This is a genomic window from Nocardioides sp. (assembly GCF_016462705.1).
Classification (GTDB): domain Bacteria; phylum Actinomycetota; class Actinomycetes; order Propionibacteriales; family Nocardioidaceae; genus Nocardioides.
The window spans coordinates 1-20,320 of record NZ_JAEMSS010000073.1 but is presented as its reverse complement, the minus strand read 5'-3'; the positions used below and the strand labels follow the sequence as shown (position 1 = coordinate 20,320).

Annotated in this window: 19 protein-coding genes, 1 tRNA gene and 2 pseudogenes; 8 read left to right on the top strand and 14 right to left on the bottom strand. The window is 71.2% G+C overall.

From position 1 onward, the window contains the following. The first annotated feature begins 121 nt into the window (after positions 1–121). From JHD21_RS11155 to JHD21_RS11140, 4 genes and pseudogenes are all read left to right on the top strand, one after another. Positions 122–1,594: an MFS transporter gene (locus JHD21_RS11155; protein WP_292674848.1), complete on the top strand. Its 1,473-nt coding sequence runs from the start codon at positions 122–124 to the stop codon at positions 1,592–1,594. Between the two features lie 95 nt (positions 1,595–1,689). Then, positions 1,690–2,769, top strand: coding sequence for a YihY/virulence factor BrkB family protein (locus tag JHD21_RS11150; RefSeq protein ID WP_292674846.1), 1,080 nt, complete (start codon positions 1,690–1,692; stop codon positions 2,767–2,769). After that, positions 2,766–3,209, top strand: a pseudogene (locus JHD21_RS11145) (FAD-dependent oxidoreductase); the annotation flags it as partial. The gene JHD21_RS11150 and the pseudogene JHD21_RS11145, both read left to right, overlap by 4 nt. Then, a complete protein-coding gene (locus JHD21_RS11140) occupies positions 3,190–4,260 on the top strand; it encodes an FAD-dependent oxidoreductase (protein ID WP_292674843.1) in 1,071 nt (356 codons plus the stop codon). The pseudogene JHD21_RS11145 and the gene JHD21_RS11140, both read left to right, overlap by 20 nt. A gap of 3 nt (positions 4,261–4,263) precedes the next feature. On the opposite strand, the gene ppsA is transcribed toward JHD21_RS11140, so the two are convergent. From ppsA to JHD21_RS11105, 7 genes are all read right to left on the bottom strand, one after another. Then, complete coding sequence (ppsA, locus tag JHD21_RS11135) at positions 4,264–6,666, bottom strand: phosphoenolpyruvate synthase (RefSeq protein ID WP_292674841.1); 2,403 nt, start codon at positions 6,664–6,666, stop codon at positions 4,264–4,266. Beyond that, positions 6,663–7,505 (bottom strand): pyruvate, water dikinase regulatory protein, encoded by an 843-nt coding sequence (locus JHD21_RS11130; protein ID WP_292674838.1) that lies wholly within the window; start codon positions 7,503–7,505, stop codon positions 6,663–6,665. The genes ppsA and JHD21_RS11130 overlap by 4 nt, the downstream gene beginning before the upstream one ends. A gap of 68 nt (positions 7,506–7,573) precedes the next feature. Beyond that, positions 7,574–7,780, bottom strand: a complete 207-nt coding sequence (locus JHD21_RS11125; RefSeq protein ID WP_292674837.1) for a hypothetical protein — start codon at positions 7,778–7,780, stop codon at positions 7,574–7,576. 74 nt (positions 7,781–7,854) lie between these two features. After that, positions 7,855–10,299, bottom strand: a complete 2,445-nt coding sequence (locus tag JHD21_RS11120; protein ID WP_292674834.1) for a penicillin acylase family protein — start codon at positions 10,297–10,299, stop codon at positions 7,855–7,857. A 52-nt stretch (positions 10,300–10,351) separates the two neighbouring features. Continuing rightward, a complete protein-coding gene (locus tag JHD21_RS11115; protein ID WP_292674854.1) occupies positions 10,352–10,660 on the bottom strand; it encodes a co-chaperone GroES in 309 nt (102 codons plus the stop codon). A gap of 46 nt (positions 10,661–10,706) precedes the next feature. Next, positions 10,707–10,961: a DUF3618 domain-containing protein gene (locus JHD21_RS11110; protein ID WP_292674832.1), complete on the bottom strand. Its 255-nt coding sequence runs from the start codon at positions 10,959–10,961 to the stop codon at positions 10,707–10,709. Positions 10,962–11,004: 43 nt separating this feature from the next. Continuing rightward, entirely contained in the window at positions 11,005–12,114 is a 1,110-nt protein-coding gene (locus tag JHD21_RS11105) for a HoxN/HupN/NixA family nickel/cobalt transporter (RefSeq protein WP_292674830.1), read from the bottom strand. 62 nt (positions 12,115–12,176) lie between these two features. On the opposite strand from JHD21_RS11105, the gene bcp reads away from it, so the two are divergent. Next, positions 12,177–12,644 carry a thioredoxin-dependent thiol peroxidase gene (bcp, locus tag JHD21_RS11100; RefSeq protein WP_292674828.1) on the top strand — a complete coding sequence of 156 codons (468 nt, stop codon included), beginning with the start codon at positions 12,177–12,179 and terminating at the stop codon, positions 12,642–12,644. Positions 12,645–12,660: 16 nt separating this feature from the next. Then, positions 12,661–12,742, top strand: a tRNA-Leu gene (locus JHD21_RS11095). Position 12,743: 1 nt separating this feature from the next. On the opposite strand, the gene JHD21_RS11090 is transcribed toward JHD21_RS11095, so the two are convergent. Continuing rightward, the gene (locus JHD21_RS11090; protein WP_292674825.1) at positions 12,744–13,343 is read right to left on the bottom strand and encodes a lysophospholipid acyltransferase family protein; all 600 of its coding nucleotides are present in this window, start codon (positions 13,341–13,343) and stop codon (positions 12,744–12,746) included. A 64-nt stretch (positions 13,344–13,407) separates the two neighbouring features. Here JHD21_RS11090 and JHD21_RS11085 point away from each other — a divergent pair, with 64 nt between their 5' ends. Next, entirely contained in the window at positions 13,408–14,289 is an 882-nt protein-coding gene (locus tag JHD21_RS11085; protein WP_292674822.1) for a bile acid:sodium symporter family protein, read from the top strand. Here the strand turns inward: JHD21_RS11085 and JHD21_RS11080 are convergent. The 6 genes and pseudogenes from JHD21_RS11080 to JHD21_RS11055 all read right to left on the bottom strand — a co-directional run bounded on the left by JHD21_RS11080 (position 14,240) and on the right by JHD21_RS11055 (position 18,955). Then, on the bottom strand, positions 14,240–14,815 hold the full coding sequence (locus JHD21_RS11080; protein ID WP_292674852.1) for a non-canonical purine NTP pyrophosphatase: 576 nt from the start codon (positions 14,813–14,815) through the stop codon (positions 14,240–14,242). The two genes, JHD21_RS11085 and JHD21_RS11080, sit on opposite strands and share 50 nt — an antisense overlap. Positions 14,816–14,856: 41 nt before the next feature. Beyond that, positions 14,857–15,576 (bottom strand): ribonuclease PH, encoded by a 720-nt coding sequence (rph, locus tag JHD21_RS11075; protein WP_292674850.1) that lies wholly within the window; start codon positions 15,574–15,576, stop codon positions 14,857–14,859. Between the two features lie 282 nt (positions 15,577–15,858). Continuing rightward, positions 15,859–16,299: pseudogene (locus JHD21_RS11070) on the bottom strand (GDSL-type esterase/lipase family protein); the annotation flags it as partial. Positions 16,300–16,434: 135 nt separating this feature from the next. Then, positions 16,435–17,229 (bottom strand): ABC transporter permease, encoded by a 795-nt coding sequence (locus JHD21_RS11065; protein WP_292674819.1) that lies wholly within the window; start codon positions 17,227–17,229, stop codon positions 16,435–16,437. A gap of 2 nt (positions 17,230–17,231) precedes the next feature. Then, complete coding sequence (locus tag JHD21_RS11060; RefSeq protein ID WP_292674816.1) at positions 17,232–18,044, bottom strand: ABC transporter permease; 813 nt, start codon at positions 18,042–18,044, stop codon at positions 17,232–17,234. After that, positions 18,041–18,955 carry an ATP-binding cassette domain-containing protein gene (locus JHD21_RS11055; RefSeq protein WP_292674814.1) on the bottom strand — a complete coding sequence of 305 codons (915 nt, stop codon included), beginning with the start codon at positions 18,953–18,955 and terminating at the stop codon, positions 18,041–18,043. The genes JHD21_RS11060 and JHD21_RS11055 overlap by 4 nt, the downstream gene beginning before the upstream one ends. A 129-nt stretch (positions 18,956–19,084) precedes the next feature. Here JHD21_RS11055 and JHD21_RS11050 point away from each other — a divergent pair, with 129 nt between their 5' ends. Beyond that, a complete protein-coding gene (locus JHD21_RS11050) occupies positions 19,085–20,236 on the top strand; it encodes a histidine kinase (protein WP_292674811.1) in 1,152 nt (383 codons plus the stop codon). Positions 20,237–20,320: the final 84 nt, after the last annotated feature.

Here is a 20,320-nt window from a genome sequence, read left to right as displayed (position 1 = left end):
GGCGAGGGCGGGCGAACGCACGACCCCCATCCCACCACACAGACCTAGGAACTACCTAGGTAGTCTCGCTGACCCGCCAGGTGCCGCACCGCCCGGACGACACCTCTAGACTTGGTTGCCTATGGCAACCAATCGGCAGTCGTGGGCGAGGGGCGGCACCTCCGTCACCTTCGCCGTGCTCGCGCTGTCCGTGTGCTCGTTCGTCCTCCTCCAGTCGTTGACCGTGCCGGTGCTGACGACCATCCAGGCCGAGCTCGACACCGACCAGCAGACGGTCACCTGGGTGCTCACGGCCTACCTGCTCTCCGCCTCGATCTGCACGCCGCTGCTCGGCCGGGTCGGAGACGTGGTCGGCAAGGTGCGGATGCTGGTGCTCTGCCTCGTGCTGCTCTCGGTGGGCTCGCTGCTGGCCGCGCTCGCGCCCAACGTCGGCTGGATGATCGCGGCCCGGGTCGTCCAGGGCGCCGGTGGCGGCGTGCTGCCGCTGTCGTTCGGCATCATCCGCGACGAGTTCGACGCCAAGATGAACAGCGCGCTCAGCGTGCTGGCCTCCCTGACCGCCGTCGGGTTCGGCGTCGGCATCGTCATCGCCGGCCCGATCGTCGATGGCCTCGGCTACGCCTGGTTGTTCCTGCTCCCGATGTGCGCGACGCTCGTCGCCGCGGTGACGGCGTTCCTCGTCGTCCCCGAGTCCCCGGTCCGCACCCCCGCCCGGCTCCCGGTGCTGCCGGCGGTCCTGCTGGCGTTCTTCCTGGTCGCCCTGCTGCTGGGCCTCAGCTGGGGCAACGAGCACGGCTGGCTGTCCGGACGGGTGCTCGGCCTGTTCGCGCTCGCCGCCGTGACCGGCTGGGCGTGGGTCCGCACCGAGCTGCGGGTGCCGGTGCCGATGATCGACATGCACCTGATGCGCCGCCGTGGCATGTGGACGGCCAACGTCGTGGCCGGCGCCATGGGCTTCGCCACCTTCGCGGCGTTCGGTTTCGTCCCCCAGCTGCTGCAGACGCCGACCGAGGCCGGCTACGGCTTCGGGGCGACGATCACCGAGTCGGGCTACCTGCTGGTCCCCTCCGCGGCGGCGAGCTTCCTGGTCGGGTTCACCACGGCCCGGCTCATCGCGTGGATGGGCGCCCGGGTCGTGATCGGGTCCGGTCTGATGCTGGCGGGCGTCTCGTTCCTGTCGATCGCGTTCTTCCACGACGCGACCTGGCAGCTCTACGCCGCGACGACGGTGCAGGGCGTCGGCTCGGGCCTGGTCTTCTCGAGCCTGGCCGGCGTGGTGATCGCGGCCGTCCCTGCGGAGCAGACCGGGGTCGCCAGCGGCATGAACGCCAACATCCGCACCATCGGCGGGTCGCTGGGCACGGCGGTCATGGCCGGCATCGTGACCGCGCACGTGGGCACCAGCGGCTTCCCCGTCGAGCGCGGCTACACCGTGGGCTTCACGGTGATGGGCGTGGTGATGATCCTGGCCACCCTCGCGGCGGCGAAGATCCCGGACCTGCGCCTGCAGCCGACCCGGAACCACCTCGCCGACGCCGAGAACGCGGAGCTCGGCCTGGTCGCCTCGGCGGACGCCCTGGGGCCGCGCCGCTAGCCGGTGACCGACCGGTCACCACCCCTCCAGGTGGGAACGCCGACCGCGGACGCTCGGGGCGCATCACCGGCGCGCGCATCGGGCACCAGCCGCACATGAGCGCGACGAGACGGGAGACGGGACAGGACCGTCGCCCGAGCCCGCAGGCAGACCCCGAGTCGGACGCCAAGGTCGACTCGCCGACCGACCTCGACAAGAGGTCCTGGTCGTACGTCGTCAGGAAGACGCTCCGCGAGTTCTCCGACGACCAGTGCACCGACCTGGCGGCGGCGCTGACCTACTACGCGGTCCTGGCGCTCTTCCCCGCCGCCCTCGCGCTCACCTCGCTGCTCGGGCTGGTGGGCCAGGGCACCGAGGCCGTCGACGAGGTCCTGGGGATCCTCGAGACGGTGGGCGCCGGAGGGGTGGTCGACGCGGTCGGCCCGACGCTCCGGGAGCTCAGCCGGTCGCAGGGCGCAGGCCTGGCCCTGGTCCTGGGTCTCGCCGGCGCGCTGTGGTCCGCGAGCGGCTACGTCGGAGCGTTCGGCCGCGCGATGAACCGCATCTACGAGATCCGCGAGGGGCGTCCGGTCTGGAAGCTGCGGCCCGCGATGCTGCTGCTGACCGCGGTCCTGGTCCTCCTCGTCGCGACCACGTTGGCCGGCCTGGTGGTCACCGGCCCGGTCGCCGAGGCCGTGGGCGACTCGGTCGGCCTGGGCTCGACCGCGGTCACCGTGTTCGCCATCGCGAAGTGGCCGGTGCTGCTCGCGATCGTGGTCCTCGTCGTCGCGCTGCTCTACTACTTCACCCCGAACGTGAAGCAGCCGAGGTTCCGCTGGATGAGCCCCGGAGCCGTCCTGGCCATCGTGGCCTGGGCCGTCGCCTCGGCCGCCTTCGGCTTCTACGTCGCGAACTTCTCCTCCTACAACAAGACGTACGGCGCTCTCGCGGGCGTGATCGTCTTCCTCCTCTGGCTCTGGCTGACCAACCTCGCCCTGCTGTTCGGCGCCGAGCTCGACGCCGAGCTCGAGCGCGGCCGCGAGCTGCAGTCGGGCCTGGCGGCCGAGGAGACCATCCAGCTGCCGCCACGTGACGACCGGAACATCGACAAGGCCGAGAAGAAGGAGCGTGAGGACGTGGAGCAGGGTCGACGGATCCGGACCGCCGCCGCGAGGCACCAGGAGGCGGACCGATGACGCTCCCGTCGATCTGGGAGGACCGCAACCCGCGGGCGCCCCGACCGCCCGCGGACGTCGGCGGCGCGGTGGACGTCGTGGTCGTCGGTGGTGGGCTGACCGGGCTGACGACCGCGCTGCTGCTGGGCCGGGCCGGGCGTCGGGTGGTCGTCCTCGAGGCGGACCGGGTCGGGGCGGGCACCACCGGCCGGAGCACCGCCAAGATCAGCCTCCTGCAGGGCACCCGGCTCGCGCAGATCTCCTCGAAGCACCCGGAGCCCGTGGTGCGGCACTACGTCGACGGGAACCGTGAGGCCCAGGCCTGGCTGGAGCGCTTCTGCGAGGAGCACGGCGTCGACCTCCAGCACCGCCCGGCCTACACCTACGCCAACACCGCGCGCGGCGAGCGGCAGGTGCGCCAGGAGCACGAGGCCGCGCGGCGTGCCGGGCTGCCGACGGAGTGGCTGGACGAGGTCCCCCTACCCCACCCGCGGGGCGGTGCGGCTCGCCGACCAGTGCCAGGTGGACCCGCTCGCGCTGGTGCAGGCGCTGGCCCGGGAGGCGACGTCCCACGGGGTGACGGTGCTCGAGGGCACCCGGGTGGAGAAGCTGACCGGCACCGGCCCGTACCAGGCGATCACCGAGCACGGTCCCATCGAGGCCGGCACGGTGGTCGTCGCGACCAACATGCCGATCCTGGACCGCGGCGGGTTCTTCGCCCGGATGAAGCCGGCGCGCTCCTACGGCCTGGCGTTCCGGGTGCCGGGGCTCGCACTGGACGGCATGTACCTGTCCGCCGACCAGCCGTCCCGGTCCCTGCGCGACGTACCCGACGGGCCGGACGGTCGCGGGTCCCTGCTCATGGTCGGCGGCAACGGCCACCCGACCGGCCGGGGCGGGTCAACGGAGCAGCGGCTGGACACCCTGCGGGCCTGGACCACGGGGCACTGGCCGGGTGCGGTCGAGACCCACGCCTGGTCGGCCCAGGACTTCCTCCCCCACCACGAGCTGCCCTTCGCGGGCCCTCTGGTGCCGGGCAACGACCACCTGCTGATGGCCGGCGGCTACTCCAAGTGGGGCATGACCAACGCGGTCGCGGCCTCGCTGGCCCTGAGCGGGCGCATCCTCGGCGGGCACCTGGAGTGGGCCGAGGCCTGGGGGACGTGGCGCGGCCGCGAGGCGCGCGGCCTGGCCAAGGCCGCACTGGTCAACGCGGAGGTGGGGTGGCACATGACCCAGGGCTGGGCCAAGCCCCTCCTGCCCGGCCGGTCCGGCCCACCCGAGGAGGGCGAGGGCGTCGTCCGTGGCGACGGGCCGCTGCGCCGCCCGGTCGCGGTCTCGCGCACGGATGGACAGGAGCGATCGGTCTCGGCGGTGTGCACGCACCTCGGCGGCATCGTCAGCTGGAACGACGCCGAGCGCAGCTGGGACTGCCCCCTGCACGGCTCCCGGTTCGCCGCCGACGGCACGGTCCTCGACGCGCCGGCGACGTGCGGTCTGAGGAAGAAGTAGCTCTCACCGGCCCTTCGCCAGCGCCAGCCAGGTGTCGACGACCGTGTCCGGGTTGAGCGACATCGACTCGATGCCCTGCTCGAGCAGCCACTGGGCGAGGTCCGGGTGGTCGGAGGGTCCCTGACCGCAGATGCCGACGTACTTGCCCTGCTTCTTGCAGGCCGCGATGGCCAGCTCGAGCATGTGCAGGACCGCCGGGTCGCGCTCGTCGAACCCGTCGGCGACCAGGGCCGAGTCCCGGTCGAGACCCAGGGTCAGCTGGGTCATGTCGTTGGAGCCGATCGAGAAGCCGTCGAAGTGCTCGAGGAACTGCTCGGCGATGACCGCGTTGGACGGGATCTCGCACATCATCACGACCTTGAGGTCGTTCTCGCCGCGCACCAGGCCGTGCCGGCCGAGCAGGTCGATGACGCCCTTCGCCTCCTTGAGCGTGCGGACGAACGGGATCATCACCCAGACGTTGGTCAGGCCCATGTCGTCGCGGACGTGACGCAGCGCCTCGCACTCCATCGCGAAGCACTCGGCGAAGTCCTCGGAGAGGTAGCGCGACGCCCCGCGGTAGCCGATCATCGGGTTCTCCTCGTCGGGCTCGTAGAGCGGTCCGGCGACGAGGTTGGCGTACTCGTTGGACTTGAAGTCCGACATCCGCACGATCACGGGGTAGGGCGCGAACGCGGCACCGAGCATCGCGACCCCCTCGGCGACGCGCTGGACGAAGAACTCCCGCGGGCCGGCGTACGCCGCGATGGTCTCCTCGATGTCGGCGCGCAGGTCGTCCGGCAGCCGGGCCGGATCGGACTCGAGCTGGAGCAGCGCCCGGGGATGGATGCCGATCTGCCGGTTGATGACGAACTCGAGCCGGGCCAGCCCGACGCCACGGTGCGGCAGCTGGGCGAAGGAGAAGGCCTGTTCCGGGGTGCCGACGTTCATCATGATCTTGACCGGGAGGTCGGGCATCGTATCGAGCTCGGTGCGCTCGACGGAGAAGTCGAGCAGGCCCTCGTAGACCAGCCCGGTGTCGCCCTCCGCGCAGCTGACCGTCACCTCGCGGCCGTCGGTCAGCTCGCGGGTGCCGCTGCCGGTGCCGACCACGGCCGGGATGCCGAGCTCGCGGGCGATGATCGCGGCGTGGCAGGTGCGCCCGCCCCGGTTGGTGACGATGGCCGCGGCCCGCTTCATGATCGGCTCCCAGTCGGGGTCGGTCATGTCGGCGACCAGCACCTCGCCGGCCTGGAAGTCGCTCATCTGGTCGGCGCTCTCGAGCACCCGCACGGCGCCGGCGCCGATCTTCTGGCCGATCGCCCGGCCCTCGACCAGCACGTCCGCGCCGGCGACCGACTCCTTCGGCATCCTGTAGCGCTCCAGCGCCCCGGTCGCCCGCGACTGGACCGTCTCCGGGCGGGCCTGGAGGACGTAGATCTGCCCGTCGACGCCGTCCTTGCCCCACTCGATGTCCATGGGGCGGCCGTAGTGCTCCTCGATGACCAGCGCGTGCCGGGCGAGCTCCTCGACCTCCTGGTCGGTGAGGCTCAGCCTCCGGCGCTCGGCGGGGTCGACGTCGACGAACTCGGTGGTGCGGCCGACCGTCTCGTCGTCGGTGTAGACCATCTTGGTCGCCTTGCCGCCGACGCCGCGCTTGAGGATCGCGGGCCGGCCGGCCCGCAGCGCGGGCTTGTAGACGTAGAACTCGTCGGGGTTGACGGCGCCCTGCACCACACCCTCGCCCAGGCCGTACGCCGAGGTCACGAACACCGCATCGGTGAACCCCGACTCCGTGTCCATGGTGAACATGACGCCGGACGCGCCCACGTCCGAGCGGACCATCCGCTGGACCCCGGCCGACAGCGCGACGTCGGCGTGTGCGAACCCGTGGTGCACCCGGTAGGCGATGGCCCGGTCGTTGTAGAGGGACGCGAAGACCTCGCGGACAGCGGTGAGCACCGCGTCGATCCCGCGGACGTTGAGGAAGGTCTCCTGCTGGCCGGCGAACGACGCGTCGGGTAGGTCCTCAGCGGTGGCACTGGAGCGGACGGCGAACGACGGCTCGCTCTGCCCGTCTCCTTGGCGGCTCTCCTCGGCCAGCCGGTCGTACGCCGTCCGGATGTCGGCCTCCAGGTCGGCCGGGAACTCCTGCGCCACGACCGCGGCCCGGATCTCCTTGCCGACCTCGGCGAGCCGGCGTACGTCGTCGGTGTCGAGGCCGTCGAGCAGGCCGTCGATGCGCTCGGCGAGGCCGGTGTCCCCGATGAAGGAGCGGTAGGCGGCAGCGGTCGTCGCGAAGCCGTCGGGCACCCGGACGCCCAGGTCGGAGAGCTGGGAGACCATCTCGCCGAGGGAGGCGTTCTTGCCTCCGACCTCCTCCAGGTCCGCCATCCCGAGGTCCGAGAACCAGCGGACGTTGCTCATGGTCTCTCCTTCTTCGTGTCCTTGAACGTCTGCATGATCATCGTGGCCATCTCCTCCACGGACTTGGCCGAGGAGTCGATGACCGGCAGCCGGTGGGCGGCGTACATCTGTGCAGCCCGGCGCAGCTCCCAGCGGCACTGGTCCGGCGTCGCGTACTCCGAGCCGGGCCGCCGTTCGTTGCGTACCCGGCTGAGCCGTTCGACAGTCGTCGTGATCCCGACGCACCGGTCGGCCAGCTCCCGGACCGGCCGGGGCAGCTCAGCGGACTCGAGGTCCTCGGGGACCAGCGGGTAGTTGGCGACGAACAGCCCGTGCTGGAGCGCGAGGTACATGCTGGTCGGGGTCTTGCCGCACCGCGAGGGGGCCAGCAGGATGACGTCCGCCTTCTCGAGCGAGCGGACGCTCTGCCCGTCGTCGTGCTCGATGGTGAACTCCACCGCCGCCATCCGGGTGTTGTAGCGCTTCATGTCGCCGACGCCGTGCAACCGGGCGGCCTGGCGCATGCCCCGCGCGTGCAGGATCTCCTCGACCCGCTGCATGTGCATGTCGAAGAAGTCGATTCTGGGCGCCGTCGTCCTGGCGAGCTCGAGCCGGATGGCGTCCTCGGCGGCGGTGACGAACACCAGCGGCGTCACCGGTCCGGCCATCGCCTCGTCGAGGATCCGGACGACCCGCTGCGCCTCCTCGATCGTGGTGATGAACGGGTAGAGCCGCCGTTCGAAGCGCACGTCGGGGAACTGGATGAGCAGGGCGTTGCCCATGATCTCGGCGCTGATGCCCGTGCTGTCGGACAGGAAGAACACCGGGACGGCGTGCTCCTCGCCCGGGGTCACCGCCATGAGCGGACAGTAGTGCCCGGGCCGGGGCCACCCGCATCAGGCTCCCGAGGACCGGCTCAGGCCCTGGGTCAGAGCACGGCACCCAGGCTGAGGAGGAAGAGCGCGAGGGCGAAGCAGAAGACGACTGCTACGAACACCCCGGCCCGCAGCTGCGGCCCGTGGGCGGCGCCGGACCCCGGTGCCAGCCCGAGGAGGCTGGCGAGTCCCAGCTCGCTGTCGGCGTGCACCTGGACCAGGGGCGGCGAGAGCTGGTGGTCCGATCTTGTCTCCCTCACAAGATCCACTATGAGGTAACAGAGGTTGTTAACGTCACGTTACCCAGAGAATTCCGGTAGCCGGTCTAAACCGGTCAGCGGCCGCGGAGCGTCACTGAGCGGACCAGGTGCCGGGCGATCTCGGCCGACGTGAACGGGAACCGCACCCACCGACCCCTCGAGAACAGCCGCGTCTGGTCCTGGTGCCACCGCGAGCGGGGGTTCTCGTACTGGCCGTAGGTGAGGATCGTCCGGGCCTGGACCCTGCCGCGGTCCTTGAACGCGATCGCCTGGATGTGGGACGAGCCGTAGGTGATCGGCTTGTAGCGGTCGGCGTTCTGGACCGGTTTGCGCGACGCGAGCGCGTTGGCGTTGCCGGCGGCGTCGCCCATGCCGCCGCCCAGCGGGATCGGCCTCGCGCCGCGGTCGCCGGCGACCTGGAGGGACCCCCACCTGGCGTCCAGCGGCACGCCCTCGGAGCGCAGGTGCTCGATGGCGGCCTTGAGCGCGGCCTGCACGTCGGCGTTGGTCTCCGCCAGGTCGCGCGGGGTGTTGAACGGGTCCGCCGGGTCGAACGGCACCTCCCACAGGGAGCCCTCGGGAGCGCGCTCGAGGAACTCCTCGAAGATGTGCGTGCCGACCGAGCGTCGGGTCGAGCGCCCGTCCCAGCGTTCCAGCACCCCGCAGGCCGCGGTCTCACCGGTGGCGTTGCAGAGCTCGACCAGGTCGTTGCCGACGGCCATCACCTCGGCGGCTCGGAGCCGGTTCTCGTGCTCGTGCCGCCGGAGGCTGCGCGGGCTCTCCTTGCCGGCACCGCCGCGTCGGGCGAGCCGGTCCTCGACGTACTGCGTGACCATCCGGGTGCGCATGGTGCGCTCGCACCGCTCGCAGCCGATGATCCGGGCGAAACCCTCCAGGCGCACCGACGCGTGGGGGGTCCAGTAGGAGTCGTTGGCGTTCATCACGTAGTCGCGGCGGACCACCTCCGGCAGGTTCGTGGGGCCGAACACTCCCGGTCGCGCGGCGTCCGGGTCGGTCCGCCACGCGCAGGACGAGCCGGCCCGGGTGCCGTCCAGGCCGGGGAGCCCGGCCAGCTCGAAGAGCACCCGGCCGACCGGGGTCATGCACTCCTGCGCCAGGGCGTCGGGCACGTTGGGCACCACCGAGTGGTCGGCGTAGAGCACGTCGCCGGCGCGGTCCGCCGCCGTGGTGTTGACCCACGGCATCCCGGCGGCCCGGTCCTGCCTGCGCAGCAGGTCCCGGACGTTGCGGGCCTTGCCCATCTCGAGGAAGGTGTCGATCGTGCGCAGGTGCTCGCCGTTGGCGTCCCGGATCGCCCAGGCGCTGGCGGGGGTCCAGAGCATGAGGGTCGCTGGCGACTCGGCCACGTAGCCCTGCTCGGTGCGCCACAGGTCCTCGTCCACCGTGCCGATGCTGCCGTCGGGCTGGCGGACCCTGACCTTCACCTGGCGGCGCTCGAGGGCCTGCGGCCCGGTGTCGCTCAGGTAGGTCGTGGGGCCGAGGAGGGTGTACTCGTACGGCGTGAAGCGGTACGCCGTCGACACGGTGTGGCTCCAGGCCACCTTCTTGTTCCAGCCGATGTTGACCACCGGGGACCCGATCAGCGAGGCGCCGGCGACGTCGTACTTGCCGGGGATCGTCAGGTGCTGCTGGGTGAAGTGGTACCGGCCGCGCCAGGGGAAGTGCGGGTTGCCCAGGATCATGCCGCGCCCGGTGGTGCTCCGGTCCCCACCGATCGCGGTCGCGTTGGAGCCGAACGGGTTCCCGGCGCCGCGGCCCAGGCCCTCGAGGACCGCCTCCTGCTCGGCGGGGGTCAGATCACCGAGCGTGACCGGGAGGTCGCCGGGATCGGGGATGCCGGGGTCGCTCGGCGACGGCGGGGTCGCGTCGACGATCTCCTTGAGGAACACCCCGGACGAGGCGAGCAGGTTGGCGAGGTAGACGCCGTACCAGAGGTCGAGCTCGGTGACCTTGCCCAGCCCTTTGGCGTGGTCAGCGAGATAGGCGTGCTTCCTGCATGCCGGGTCGGTCACCTTGTTGTCCCGCAGCCAGCGGTTGGCGCCGGCGACGTAGCCGCGGACCAGCGCGCGCGCCTGACGTCCCGGGCCGTTGACCTTGTCGGCGAGCAGCCTCTCCACGACCTTGCGGTTGCGCAGGTCGGTCACGAACGCGTCGACCTGCAGGTTGGAGGCCTCGAGCGTGACCTGGTCGTCGTAGCGAGCGTCCTTGCCGAACCACAGGGACCGCTCGCCGCGGCCGGTGATGAGGGTGTCGACCAGGGTGCAGGCGCTGGCGTCGGCGGCCATGTAGCCGCTGCCGTAGCCGAGGTCGCTGAAGGTCTTGCCGGTGACGTGCGGGATGCCGTGCTTGGTCACCCGGATCGTCGCCTGGTACGTCGGCTTCTTCTGCCTCTCTCCCACGGCGGCCGCCGGCGGAGCCGCGGTCGCGCCCCCCACCACGGTGGCCCCGGCCAGCGGCAGGGACAGGACGGCGAGGACGGCGAACAGACGTCGGAGCACGCGGTGACAACGCTCACCCGACCGGCGGGGTTATGGGCAGGTCAGACGTAGGTCAGAGGTAGAGCCCGGTGGACTCGCCACCCTCTCCGCCGAGCCGGTCGGCCGCCACCGCGTGCACGTCGCGCTCGCGCATGACGACGTAGGTCTCACCGTGCACCTCGACCTCGGACTTGTCGTCCGGGTCGAACAGCACGCGGTCGCCCACCTCGACGGCCCGCGCGTGCGGGCCGACCGCGACCACGCGGGACCAGGCGAGGCGCCGGGCGCCCATGGCGGCGGTGGCCGGGATGACGATGCCGCCGGACGAACGACGTTCTCCGGCGTCCCGGTCCAGCTCCACCAACACCCGGTCGTGGAGCATCTTGATGGGTGTCTTGTCACTCACGTCGGCTCGGTCGGCTCGGGGCTCAACGGGTGAGCTTGCGCAGCACCACGAACACCGCGATGGTGCCGACGACGCCTCCGACGACCTTCAGGATGTTGTCGGTCCGTGGCTCCCCGGTGACCGGGTCGACGAAGAACGCCTTCACGTCGGCCACCTCGCGCGACACGATCGTCTTGGGGCTGGCGCGGTGCATCAGCTCGTCGATCGTGCCGGCGAGACGCTCCCGCGTCTCCTCGATCTCGGCAGCCAGGGCCGAGGGGTCGCTCCCGTTGCTCACGAGCCGAACCTACCAACCACCCGCGACCGCGGCCCCCACCGCGTCAGCCTTGGATCGGCTGGTGCGCGAACCGCTCCTCGATCCGCCCGAACCTCCAGATCGACAGCGCCACCGCCCACGTCACCACGAAGAGCCCCACCACGATGTAGCCGACGAGATCGAGCTCGAGGGCGCCGACCGCCGCGAGGGGACCGGACTCGATGCCCAGCCGGTCCACCAGCACCCCGGCCAGGACGATCCCGCCGACCACCAGCGCGATCAGGACCGACAGCACGGTGACCGTGAGGTTGTAGAACACCTTGCGCACGGGCCGGATGAAGGCCCAGCGGTAGGCGCGAGCCATGAACAGCCCGTCGGCGGTGTCGAAGAGGCTCATCCCGGCGGCGAAGAGCACCGGCAGCACGAGGATCGCGAACCACGGCAGCGGGGACGCCGCCGTGCCGGCGGCGAGCACCAGGAGGGCGACCTGGGAGGCGGTGTCGAAGCCGAGGCCCATCAGCAGGCCGACCGGGTAGACGTGCCAGGGCTTCGTGACCCGCTTGGTGGCGCCGCCGAGCAGGCGGGCCAGGAACCCTCGGGAGTGGAGGTGGTGCTCCAGCTCGTGCTCGTCGATGCCGTGGGTGCGGATGCCGCGGAAGACCCGCACGATGCCGACGACCGAGGCCAGGTTCGTCAGGCCGATGAGGATGAGGAAGGTCCCGGCGACGATGCTGCCCACCAGGCCCAGCGTGACGGCCATCGTGGAGTTCTCGTCCTGGGCGGTGCCCGACACCGCCTCCACGCCGAAGGCGATCAGGGCCGCAGCCCCGAACACGACGCTGGAGTGGCCGAGCGAGAACCAGAACCCGACGCCGAGACTGGGCTTGCCCTCGCCGACCAGCTTGCGCGTGGTGTTGTCGATGACGGCGATGTGGTCGGCGTCGAAGGCGTGCCGGACGCCGAGCAGGAACGCGGTGACCCCCAGGCCGACGCCGTAGACGCCGCTGGAGCCGAGCGAGTACTCGTGCGGCGCCACGGCGAGCACCAGGACGCCCCAGCCGACGACGTTGAGGAGCAGGACGAACCCGGACATCCCGGCGATGTGCCACTTGTCCCGGTCGGTCCACGCCTGGACCGTCGGCTCGGCACGGGTGTCGACGGTGGGCGCGGTCACTCGCACACCCTAGTTAGTTGCACATGGTTCGCAACAAGCGGGGGCGTGGCAGGATCGCCGGCGTGACCGACCGACTCGCGCCCGGCGACGCCGCCCCGTCCTTCACCCTGCCCGACGACACCGGCTCCGAGGTCTCGCTCTCGGACTTCGCGGGCAGGAAGGTGATCGTCTACTTCTACCCGGCGGCGATGACGCCCGGCTGCACCAAGCAGGCCTGCGACTTCAGCGACAACCTCGCGTCGCTGCGCGGCGAGGGCTACGAGGTGCTCGGCATCTCGCCCGACAAGCCCGAGAAGCTGGCCAAGTTCCGCGAGAAGGAGTCCCTCGGCATCACCCTGCTCTCCGACGCCGACAAGACGGTCATGGAGGCCTGGGGCGCGTTCGGCGAGAAGAAGCTCTACGGCAAGACCGTGCAGGGCGTCATCCGCTCGACGTTCGTCGTCGACGAGCAGGGGAAGGTCGCGGTGGCTCAGTACAACGTCAAGGCCACGGGCCACGTGGCGAAGCTGCGCAAGGACCTGGGGCTGTAACAATCGAGCCGCTCCCGCCGGAGTGGTGGAACAGGTAGACACGCACGGTTTAGGTCCGTGTGCCCTAGGGCGTGGGGGTTCGACTCCCCCCTCCGGCACTCAGCTCCCGGTGCCCTTGAACCCGGTCTCCTCCTCCTTGAGCCGCGGCTCGGTCGCCTGGTCGGGGTTGAAGCCGCGCTTGTCCTTGAAGAACTCCCGGAGCTTCTCCATGTCCGCCTTGACGTCACCGGACGGGGTGAACGTCGGGCCCCAGCCGACGGTTTTCGACGGCGCGTCGAGGAAGGCGAGGGTGATCGGCAGCCCGGTCTGCATCGCGATCCGGTAGAAGCCGGACTTCCAGTACTCGCTCTTGCTCCGCGTCCCCTCGGCGGCCATGCCGAGCAGGAAGCGGTCGTCGCTCTTCTGCTCGGCCAGCAGCTTCCTGATCGTGGCGCCCGGGTTGGCACGGTCCAGCTCGACCGCGCCGGTGGCCCGCATGAAGATGCCTACCGGCCCCTTGAAGAACGACTCCTTCACCAGCAGCCGGATCTTGATGCTGTTGTCCCACGCCAACAGCTGCGTGACCACCCAGTCCCAGTTGGAGGTGTGCGGCGCCCCGACCAGGACGGCGGTCGGCGGCACCTCGCCCACGGTCTTCCAGCCGCTCAGGCGCAGGACGAGCCGGGCCAGGTTCCGGCGGAGGAGGAAGTGACGTTGCACGACTGAAACCTAGTACGCCGGCACCGTGGGTGACGACGGTCACAGCGACCCCTAGAGTCCCGCCATGGACTCCGCTCTCACCACGGTCGGCCTGCCGCTCGCCCTGGGCATCATCATGTTCGGGCTCGGCCTCTCGCTCACCGTCGCGGACTTCCGCCGGGTCGCCCAGCACCCGAAGGTCATGCTCATCGCCCTGGGCTGCCAGCTGGTCCTGCTGCCACTGGTCTGCTTCGGCCTGGTGACCGCCTTCGACCTCGACCCGCTGCTCGCCGTCGGCATGATGCTGCTCGCCGCCTCGCCGGGCGGGACGAGCGCCAACCTGTTCAGCCACCTCTTCCGCGGCGACGTCGCCCTCAACGTGTCGCTGACCGCGGTGAACTCGGTGATCTCGATCGTCTCCCTCCCGCTCATCACCAACATCGCGATCGACTACTACGACCTCGACGACCAGGTCGGGCTGCAGTTCGGCAAGGTGCTCGAGGTCTTCGCGATCGTGCTGGTCCCGGTCGCGATCGGCATGCTCGTGCGCGCCAGGGCGGCCGGCTGGGCCGAGCGCATGGACCGGCCGGTCCGGGTCGGGTCCGCGGTCATCCTGGCGATCCTGGTGCTCGGGATCCTGCTGGACCAGCGCGACAACGTCGGCGACTACCTGGCCGACGTCGGGCTCGCCGCCGCGGCGTTCTGCGCGATCAGCCTGGTGGTGGGCTACGCCGTCCCGCGGGCGGCCGGCGTCCGCGACGACCAGGCGATCGCCTGCTCGATGGAGATCGGCGTGCACAACGGGACGCTGGCGATCTACGTCGCCGTCGAGGTGCTCGACTCGACCGAGATCTCGGTCCCGGCCGCCGTCTACTCGATCATCATGTTCGTGTTCGCCGCGCTGTGGGGCGCCTACGTCAGCCGGCGGCTGCGAGCCGAAGCGCCACCTGCGGTGCCAGCTCTCTGAGCGCCTTGCCGCGGTGGCTGATCGCGTCCTTGTCCGCCACCGACAGCTCAGCCGTGGTGACGCCCGGGCGGTCGTCGGCCTCGAACACGACGTCGTAGCCGAACCCCCCGGCGCCGCGCACCTCGCGGACGACCCGGCCGTGCATCTCCCCGTGCACCACGACCTCGTCACCCGGGGCGGCACAGAAGGCGACCGCGCACACGAAGTGCGCGCCGCGCCGGTCGTCGGGCACGTCGGCGAGCTGGTCGAGAAGGAGTGTGTTGTTCCGCTCGTCGGACTTGGGCGGGCCCGACCAGCGAGCGGACAGCACCCCGGGCATGCCGTTGAGCGCGTCGACGCAGAGGCCGGAGTCGTCGGCGATCGTCGGCAGCCCGGTAGCCGCGAGGCCAGCGCGGGCCTTGAGCAGGGCGTTGCCCTCGAACGTCGGCTGGTCCTCGACCGGCTCGTCGTACGCCGGCACGTCGTCGAGACCGAGCACCTCGATGTCGTGCGCGCCGCGAAGGTGCTCGGCGAGGATCCGCTGCATCTCGGCGAGCTTCTTGGCGTTGCGCGAGGCCAGGAACACCTTCACCCGGCCAGCGCCTCCTGCTGGATGCGGGTGAGGTCGGCGCAGCCCTTCTCGCCGAGGGCCAGCAGCGCGTCGAGCTCGGCCCGGGAGAACGCCGCGCCCTCCGCGGTCCCCTGCACCTCCACGAACGACCCGGCACCGGTCATCACGATGTTCATGTCCGTCTCGGCCCGGACGTCCTCCTCGTAGGGGAGGTCGAGCCTCGGGGCGCCGTCGATGATCCCCACCGAGATCGCGGCCACCGAGCCGGTGAGCGGCTCGCCCTTGAGGGCGCCGGTCGAGCGCAGGTGGGCGACCGCGTCCGCGAGCGCGACGTAGGCGCCGGTGATCGCGGCGGTGCGGGTGCCACCGTCGGCCTGCAGGACGTCGCAGTCGAGCTGGATCGTGTTCTCCCCCAGCGCCTTGTAGTCGATCACGGCGCGCAGCGACCGGCCGATCAGCCGGCTGATCTCGTGGGTGCGGCCGCCGATCCGGCCCTTGACCGACTCGCGGTCCGAGCGGGTGTTGGTCGCGGCCGGGAGCATGGCGTACTCCGCCGTCACCCACCCGAGCCCGGAGCCCTTGCGCCACCGCGGCACGCCCTCGGAGGCCGAGGCCGCGCAGAGCACCCGGGTGCGCCCGAACTCGATCAGCACCGACCCGGCGGCGTGGTCCAGCCAGTTGCGGGTGATCGTGATCGGTCGCAGCTCGTCGTCGGCCCGGCCGTCGGCTCGTGTCATGGGCCGAACGTTAGCCACGGGGTGCGACAGCCCGCTGACGGGTCTCCTCCCAGGCCATCCGCAGCGCCCATGGACCGAGGTCGCGGCTCGCCGCCCCATCCACGGTGCGCCTTCGCGCACCATCCAGCTGACGTCGTCGCGCCACCCTCCCGGCAGCCCCCCGGACGGCGCCGACGCGGGCGGCTCGACGGTGAGTCCGGCACCGGCGAGCTCGGCGGCGTAGGCGCGGGCGAGGGCGCGGTGGCCGAGCTCGGACGGATGGAGCCGGTCGACCGACCAGAAGCCCCGCCCGGAGACCTCCGGCGTCGCCGCCAGGTCGACCCGCAGCCCGCCGTAGGTCGCGTAGATCTCGTCGTACACCCGGTTGACGCTCTCGATCCGGGCGAACAGCGGACGCCGGAGCACACCGGGCAGCCCGAACACGGCACCGTGGTCGTGGAACCGGGCCGTGAGCAGCGTGGCCCCCGCGCCGGTCAGCGCGTCGGCGCAGGTCATCAGCTCCTCGCGCAGCCGGAGCGGGTCCCAGCTGGCGCGCATCGTGTCGTTGATGCCGACGATGAGCGAGGCCAGGTCGGCGCGGTGCGCCAGCGCATCGTCGAGCTGGGCGGTCAGGACCGTCGACGCGGTCGCCCCCGGGACGGCCAGGTTGCAGAACGACACGTCGTACGCCGTGTCGAGGGCCTCGGCGAGCAACCGCGCCCAGCCGCGCCACCCGGTCGGCACCGGATCGCCGATGCCGTAGGTAGCACTGTCACCGAGTGCGGCGAACCTCAGGTACACGGCCTGAGCGTGGCCGAGCCGTCCACCACCGCCCGACCACCGCGTGACGAGTCGGCCACACCTGGGTGAAGCCTCTCCCTACTTGAGCTCCGCCCGGAGGATCCGCCACAGGCCGATGCCCAGTGGCAGGCCGAGCCAGAGCAGCCCGGAGACGACGAGATGCGCCCATTCCTCGGTGCCGGAGAGCTCCCACTCGTAGATGTCCCCCTGCGCCGCCTGGAAGTCCAGCCAGGGGCTCAGCTCGTCGAACCAGCCGATCAGGGCGTTGCCGGCGGCGAACAGTCCGGGCAGCACGTAGCGGTAGACCACGAACAGCACGATCGCTGCGGGGGTGTTGAGGAGCAGGGTGGCCAGTGCGAACCCGCCCAGCATCGCCAAGGTCTGGGTGACCGTGAACCCGGCCAGGTCGGTCGCGGCGATCTCCCAGCCGGTGAGCGCGGGGTTGACGATCTCGCAGACGGCCGTGCAGAGGACTCCCATGACGAAGGCGGCGACCAGGGTCACCAGCGTCAGGATCACGCCGACGACCATCTTCGCCACGACGACGCGCGAGCGTCGCGGTTCGAGCGAGAACGTCACCAGGCCGGAGCGCTGGCTCCACTCCGTGGTCACCAGCATGATGGCGAGGATGGGGAGCAGGAACGACGTCATGTACGCCGCCAGGACCACGAAGTCGCCCAGCAGCACGGGCTCGGACTGCACCGCGATGATGATGGTGAAGATGGCCAGGACGAGGCCCACGACCCCCAGGATGGAGACGAGCAGCCAGAAGCCGGCTCGGGTGTCGTAGGACTTGCGGAGCTCGACCCTCACGAGCCTGGTGAACGGGACCTGGGCCGTGCCGCTGAGGTCCAGCGTGGCGGTAGCCGCCATGACTACTTGAACTCGATGCGCAGCAGCCGCCAGATGCCCAGTGCGAGCGGGACGATCATCCAGATGGTGCCGGAGGTGGCGATCTGGGCCCACTCCTCGGCCGAGGGCGTGAAGTCTCCCTGGAAGAGCGGCAGCTGCGCGGTGTTGAACTCGATCCACGGGGCGACGTCCTCGAAGCTCTCCACCAGGGCACCCAGGATTCCCACCGCGATCGGCAGGATCAGGCTGTAGGCGAAGTAGGCGACGATCGCGCCGGCCGTGTTCATGATCAGCATGGCGATCGCGAACCCGATGAGGACGCCGATCAGGTTCGACAGCAGGAAGCCGTTGAACAGCAGGTTGCCGTCCACGGACCAGGTCGGGCTCGAGCCGGTCAGTGCCCCCAGGAGCGTGCCGGCCAGGGCCAGCACGAGGGCCAGGATCATCACGCACGCGGCCAGGGCCAGCCCGGCGAGGAACTTCGCGAGCACGATCCTCGGGCGGCGGGGCTCCAGCGTGAAGGTGACCAGACCGTTGCGCTGGCTCTGCTCGCTGGTGACCAGCATGATGATGATGATCGGCAGGAAGTAGCCGAGGATCCCGCCGGGGATCTGGACGTAGTCCTGCAGGTCCTTGTCCACGTCCGAGGCGGCGAAGCTGTAGATCACCTCGACGACGACCACCAGGCTCAGGATGCCGATGACGAGCCAGCGCCCTGCCCGGGTGTCGAGTGCCTTGCGGAACTCGACCCGCGCCAGGGTTGCCGTCGACACCTGGGACGTCGACGAGATGTCGAGGTGGCCATGCGGCAGCGCGTCGGTCGTTGCGGTGCTCATGCGGGGGCTCCTTGGGGGACGTCGTCGCGCTGGGTGTCGCTGGTGAGCTCGAGGAACAGGTCCTCGAGGCCACCGTCGGCCGAGCGCAGGTCGGTGAGGACGATCGCGTTCTCGGCCGCGGTGCGGCCGACGTCGACCGGTGCGGCTTCGACGCGCAGGCCGGTGCCGGCCTGGGTGACCGCGAGGCCCTTGGCCTGCAGCGCCTGGGCGAGGGCGGCGTTGTCGAGCGCGGTGACGTTGGTGACCTTGTGGTCGACGTCGGCGAGCAGCTGCTCCTTGTTGCCCTGGGCGACGATCCGGCCGTGGCCGATCAGGATCATCTCGTCGGCGATCAGCTCGACCTCGTTGAGCAGGTGGCTGGAGAGGAGCACGGTGCCGCCACGGTCGGCGTAGCCCTTGAGCAGCCCGCGCATCCAGCGGATGCCGGCCGGGTCCAGCCCGTTGGCCGGCTCGTCGAGGATCAGCACCGACGGGTCGCCGAGCAGCGCGTGGGCGATGCCGAGCCGCTGCTTCATCCCGAGGGAGTAATTGCGCAGCCGCCGCTTGGCCTCGGTCGGCGACAGCGAGACCAGGTCGAGCATCTCGTCGACGCGGCTGGCCGGAAGGCCCATCGTCTGGGCGCCCAGCGTGAGGATCTCGCGGCCGGTGCGGCCCGCGTGCTGGGCCGAGGCGTCCAGCAGCACCCCGACGTGACGGCCGGGGTTGGGGATGTCCCGGTAGAGGTGACCCCCGATCGTCGCCCGGCCGCTGGTGGCGGGGGTGAGCCCGACCATGACCCGCATGGTGGTCGTCTTGCCGGCGCCGTTGGGCCCGAGGAACCCGGTGACCCGGCCGGGCTGGGCGACGAAGCTGACGTCGTCGACGGCCGTGAACGCGCCGTACTTCCTCGTGAGTCTCTCGACGGTGATCATGGCGTCCACCCTGCCGCACGGGGACCCGGCCGGCATGGTCCCCGCGTCGGTGTCGGCGCGACCAAAGTAGGGGCCCCGCGAGACCGGCGATGCCTGCGCAGGAGGCTCAGGACGACCTAGCCTGCTGCGGTGGACCGGCCCCAGACCGCGGAGTACCAGCCACGGCTCTCCCTGTGGAGCCACGCCTGGCGCCTCGCGCTCTGCCTGAGCGTCAGCGCCGTGGGCTGGCTGCCGGTCATCGACGACCAGAGCGAGACCCAGTGGGCTCTCGACATCGTCCTGGGCGTCACCGCGTACGTCCTGGTCTTCGGGTTCCGACGACGGTGGCCGGTCCCCATCGCCGCGCTCGTCTGCCTGGCCAGTGCGGGGTCGGGGATCGCCGCCGGCGCGGCCTCCTTGGCCACCGTCTCGGTGGCCACCAGACGGCGGTGGCGCGAGATCGCCGTGGTCGGGTCGATCGGCTTCGCCGCAGGACAGTTCTTCGTCACCTGGCAGCCGGGTGGGAGCGAGGAGCCGGTCTGGCTGCTGCTCGGCATCAACGCGGTGGCCACCGCGGCGTTGCTGGCCTGGGGCATGTACATCGGCTCCCGGCGGGAGCTCATGTGGACCCTGCGCAACCGCGCCGAGCGGGCCGAGGCCGAGCAGGAGCTCCGGGTCGCCCAGTCCCGCAGCACCGAGCGCGAGCGGATCGCCCGCGAGATGCACGACGTGCTCGCCCACCGGATCTCCCAGATCTCCATGCACGCCGGTGCGCTCGCCTTCCGCGAGGACCTCACCGCCGACGAGATGCGAGACAGCGCCAGCGTGATCCGGGACAAGGCGCACGAGGCGCTGACCGACCTGCGCGGGGTCCTCGGTGTCCTCCGCGACGGGTCCGGCGAGCTCACCCACGCCCCGCTGCCGACGTACGCCGACGTGCCGGCGCTGGTGGAGGAGGCCCGGCAGTCGGGGATGACGGTCCACCTCGACGACGGGCTCGACCCCGGCCAGCCCGTGCCTGACGCCGTCGGGCGGACGATCTACCGGATCGTCCAGGAGGGGCTGACCAACGCCCACAAGCACGCCCCCGGCTCGACGCTGACGATCGAGCTGAGCGGGTCCCCGGAGGAGGGCATCGACGTGGTCCTGCGCAACCCGCTCGGGTTCGGCAGCACGACACCGGGCTCCGGGCTCGGCCTGGTCGGGCTCACCGAGCGCGCCGAGCTGCGCGGCGGACGGCTGGAGCACGGCCGGGACGGGTCGGCGTTCGTCCTGCGCGGCTGGATACCGTGGGCGGCGTGACCACCCGGGTCGTCCTGGTCGACGACGACCCGCTCGTGCGCAGCGCGCTCACCCTGATGCTCGGCGGGCAGTCCGACCTCGAGG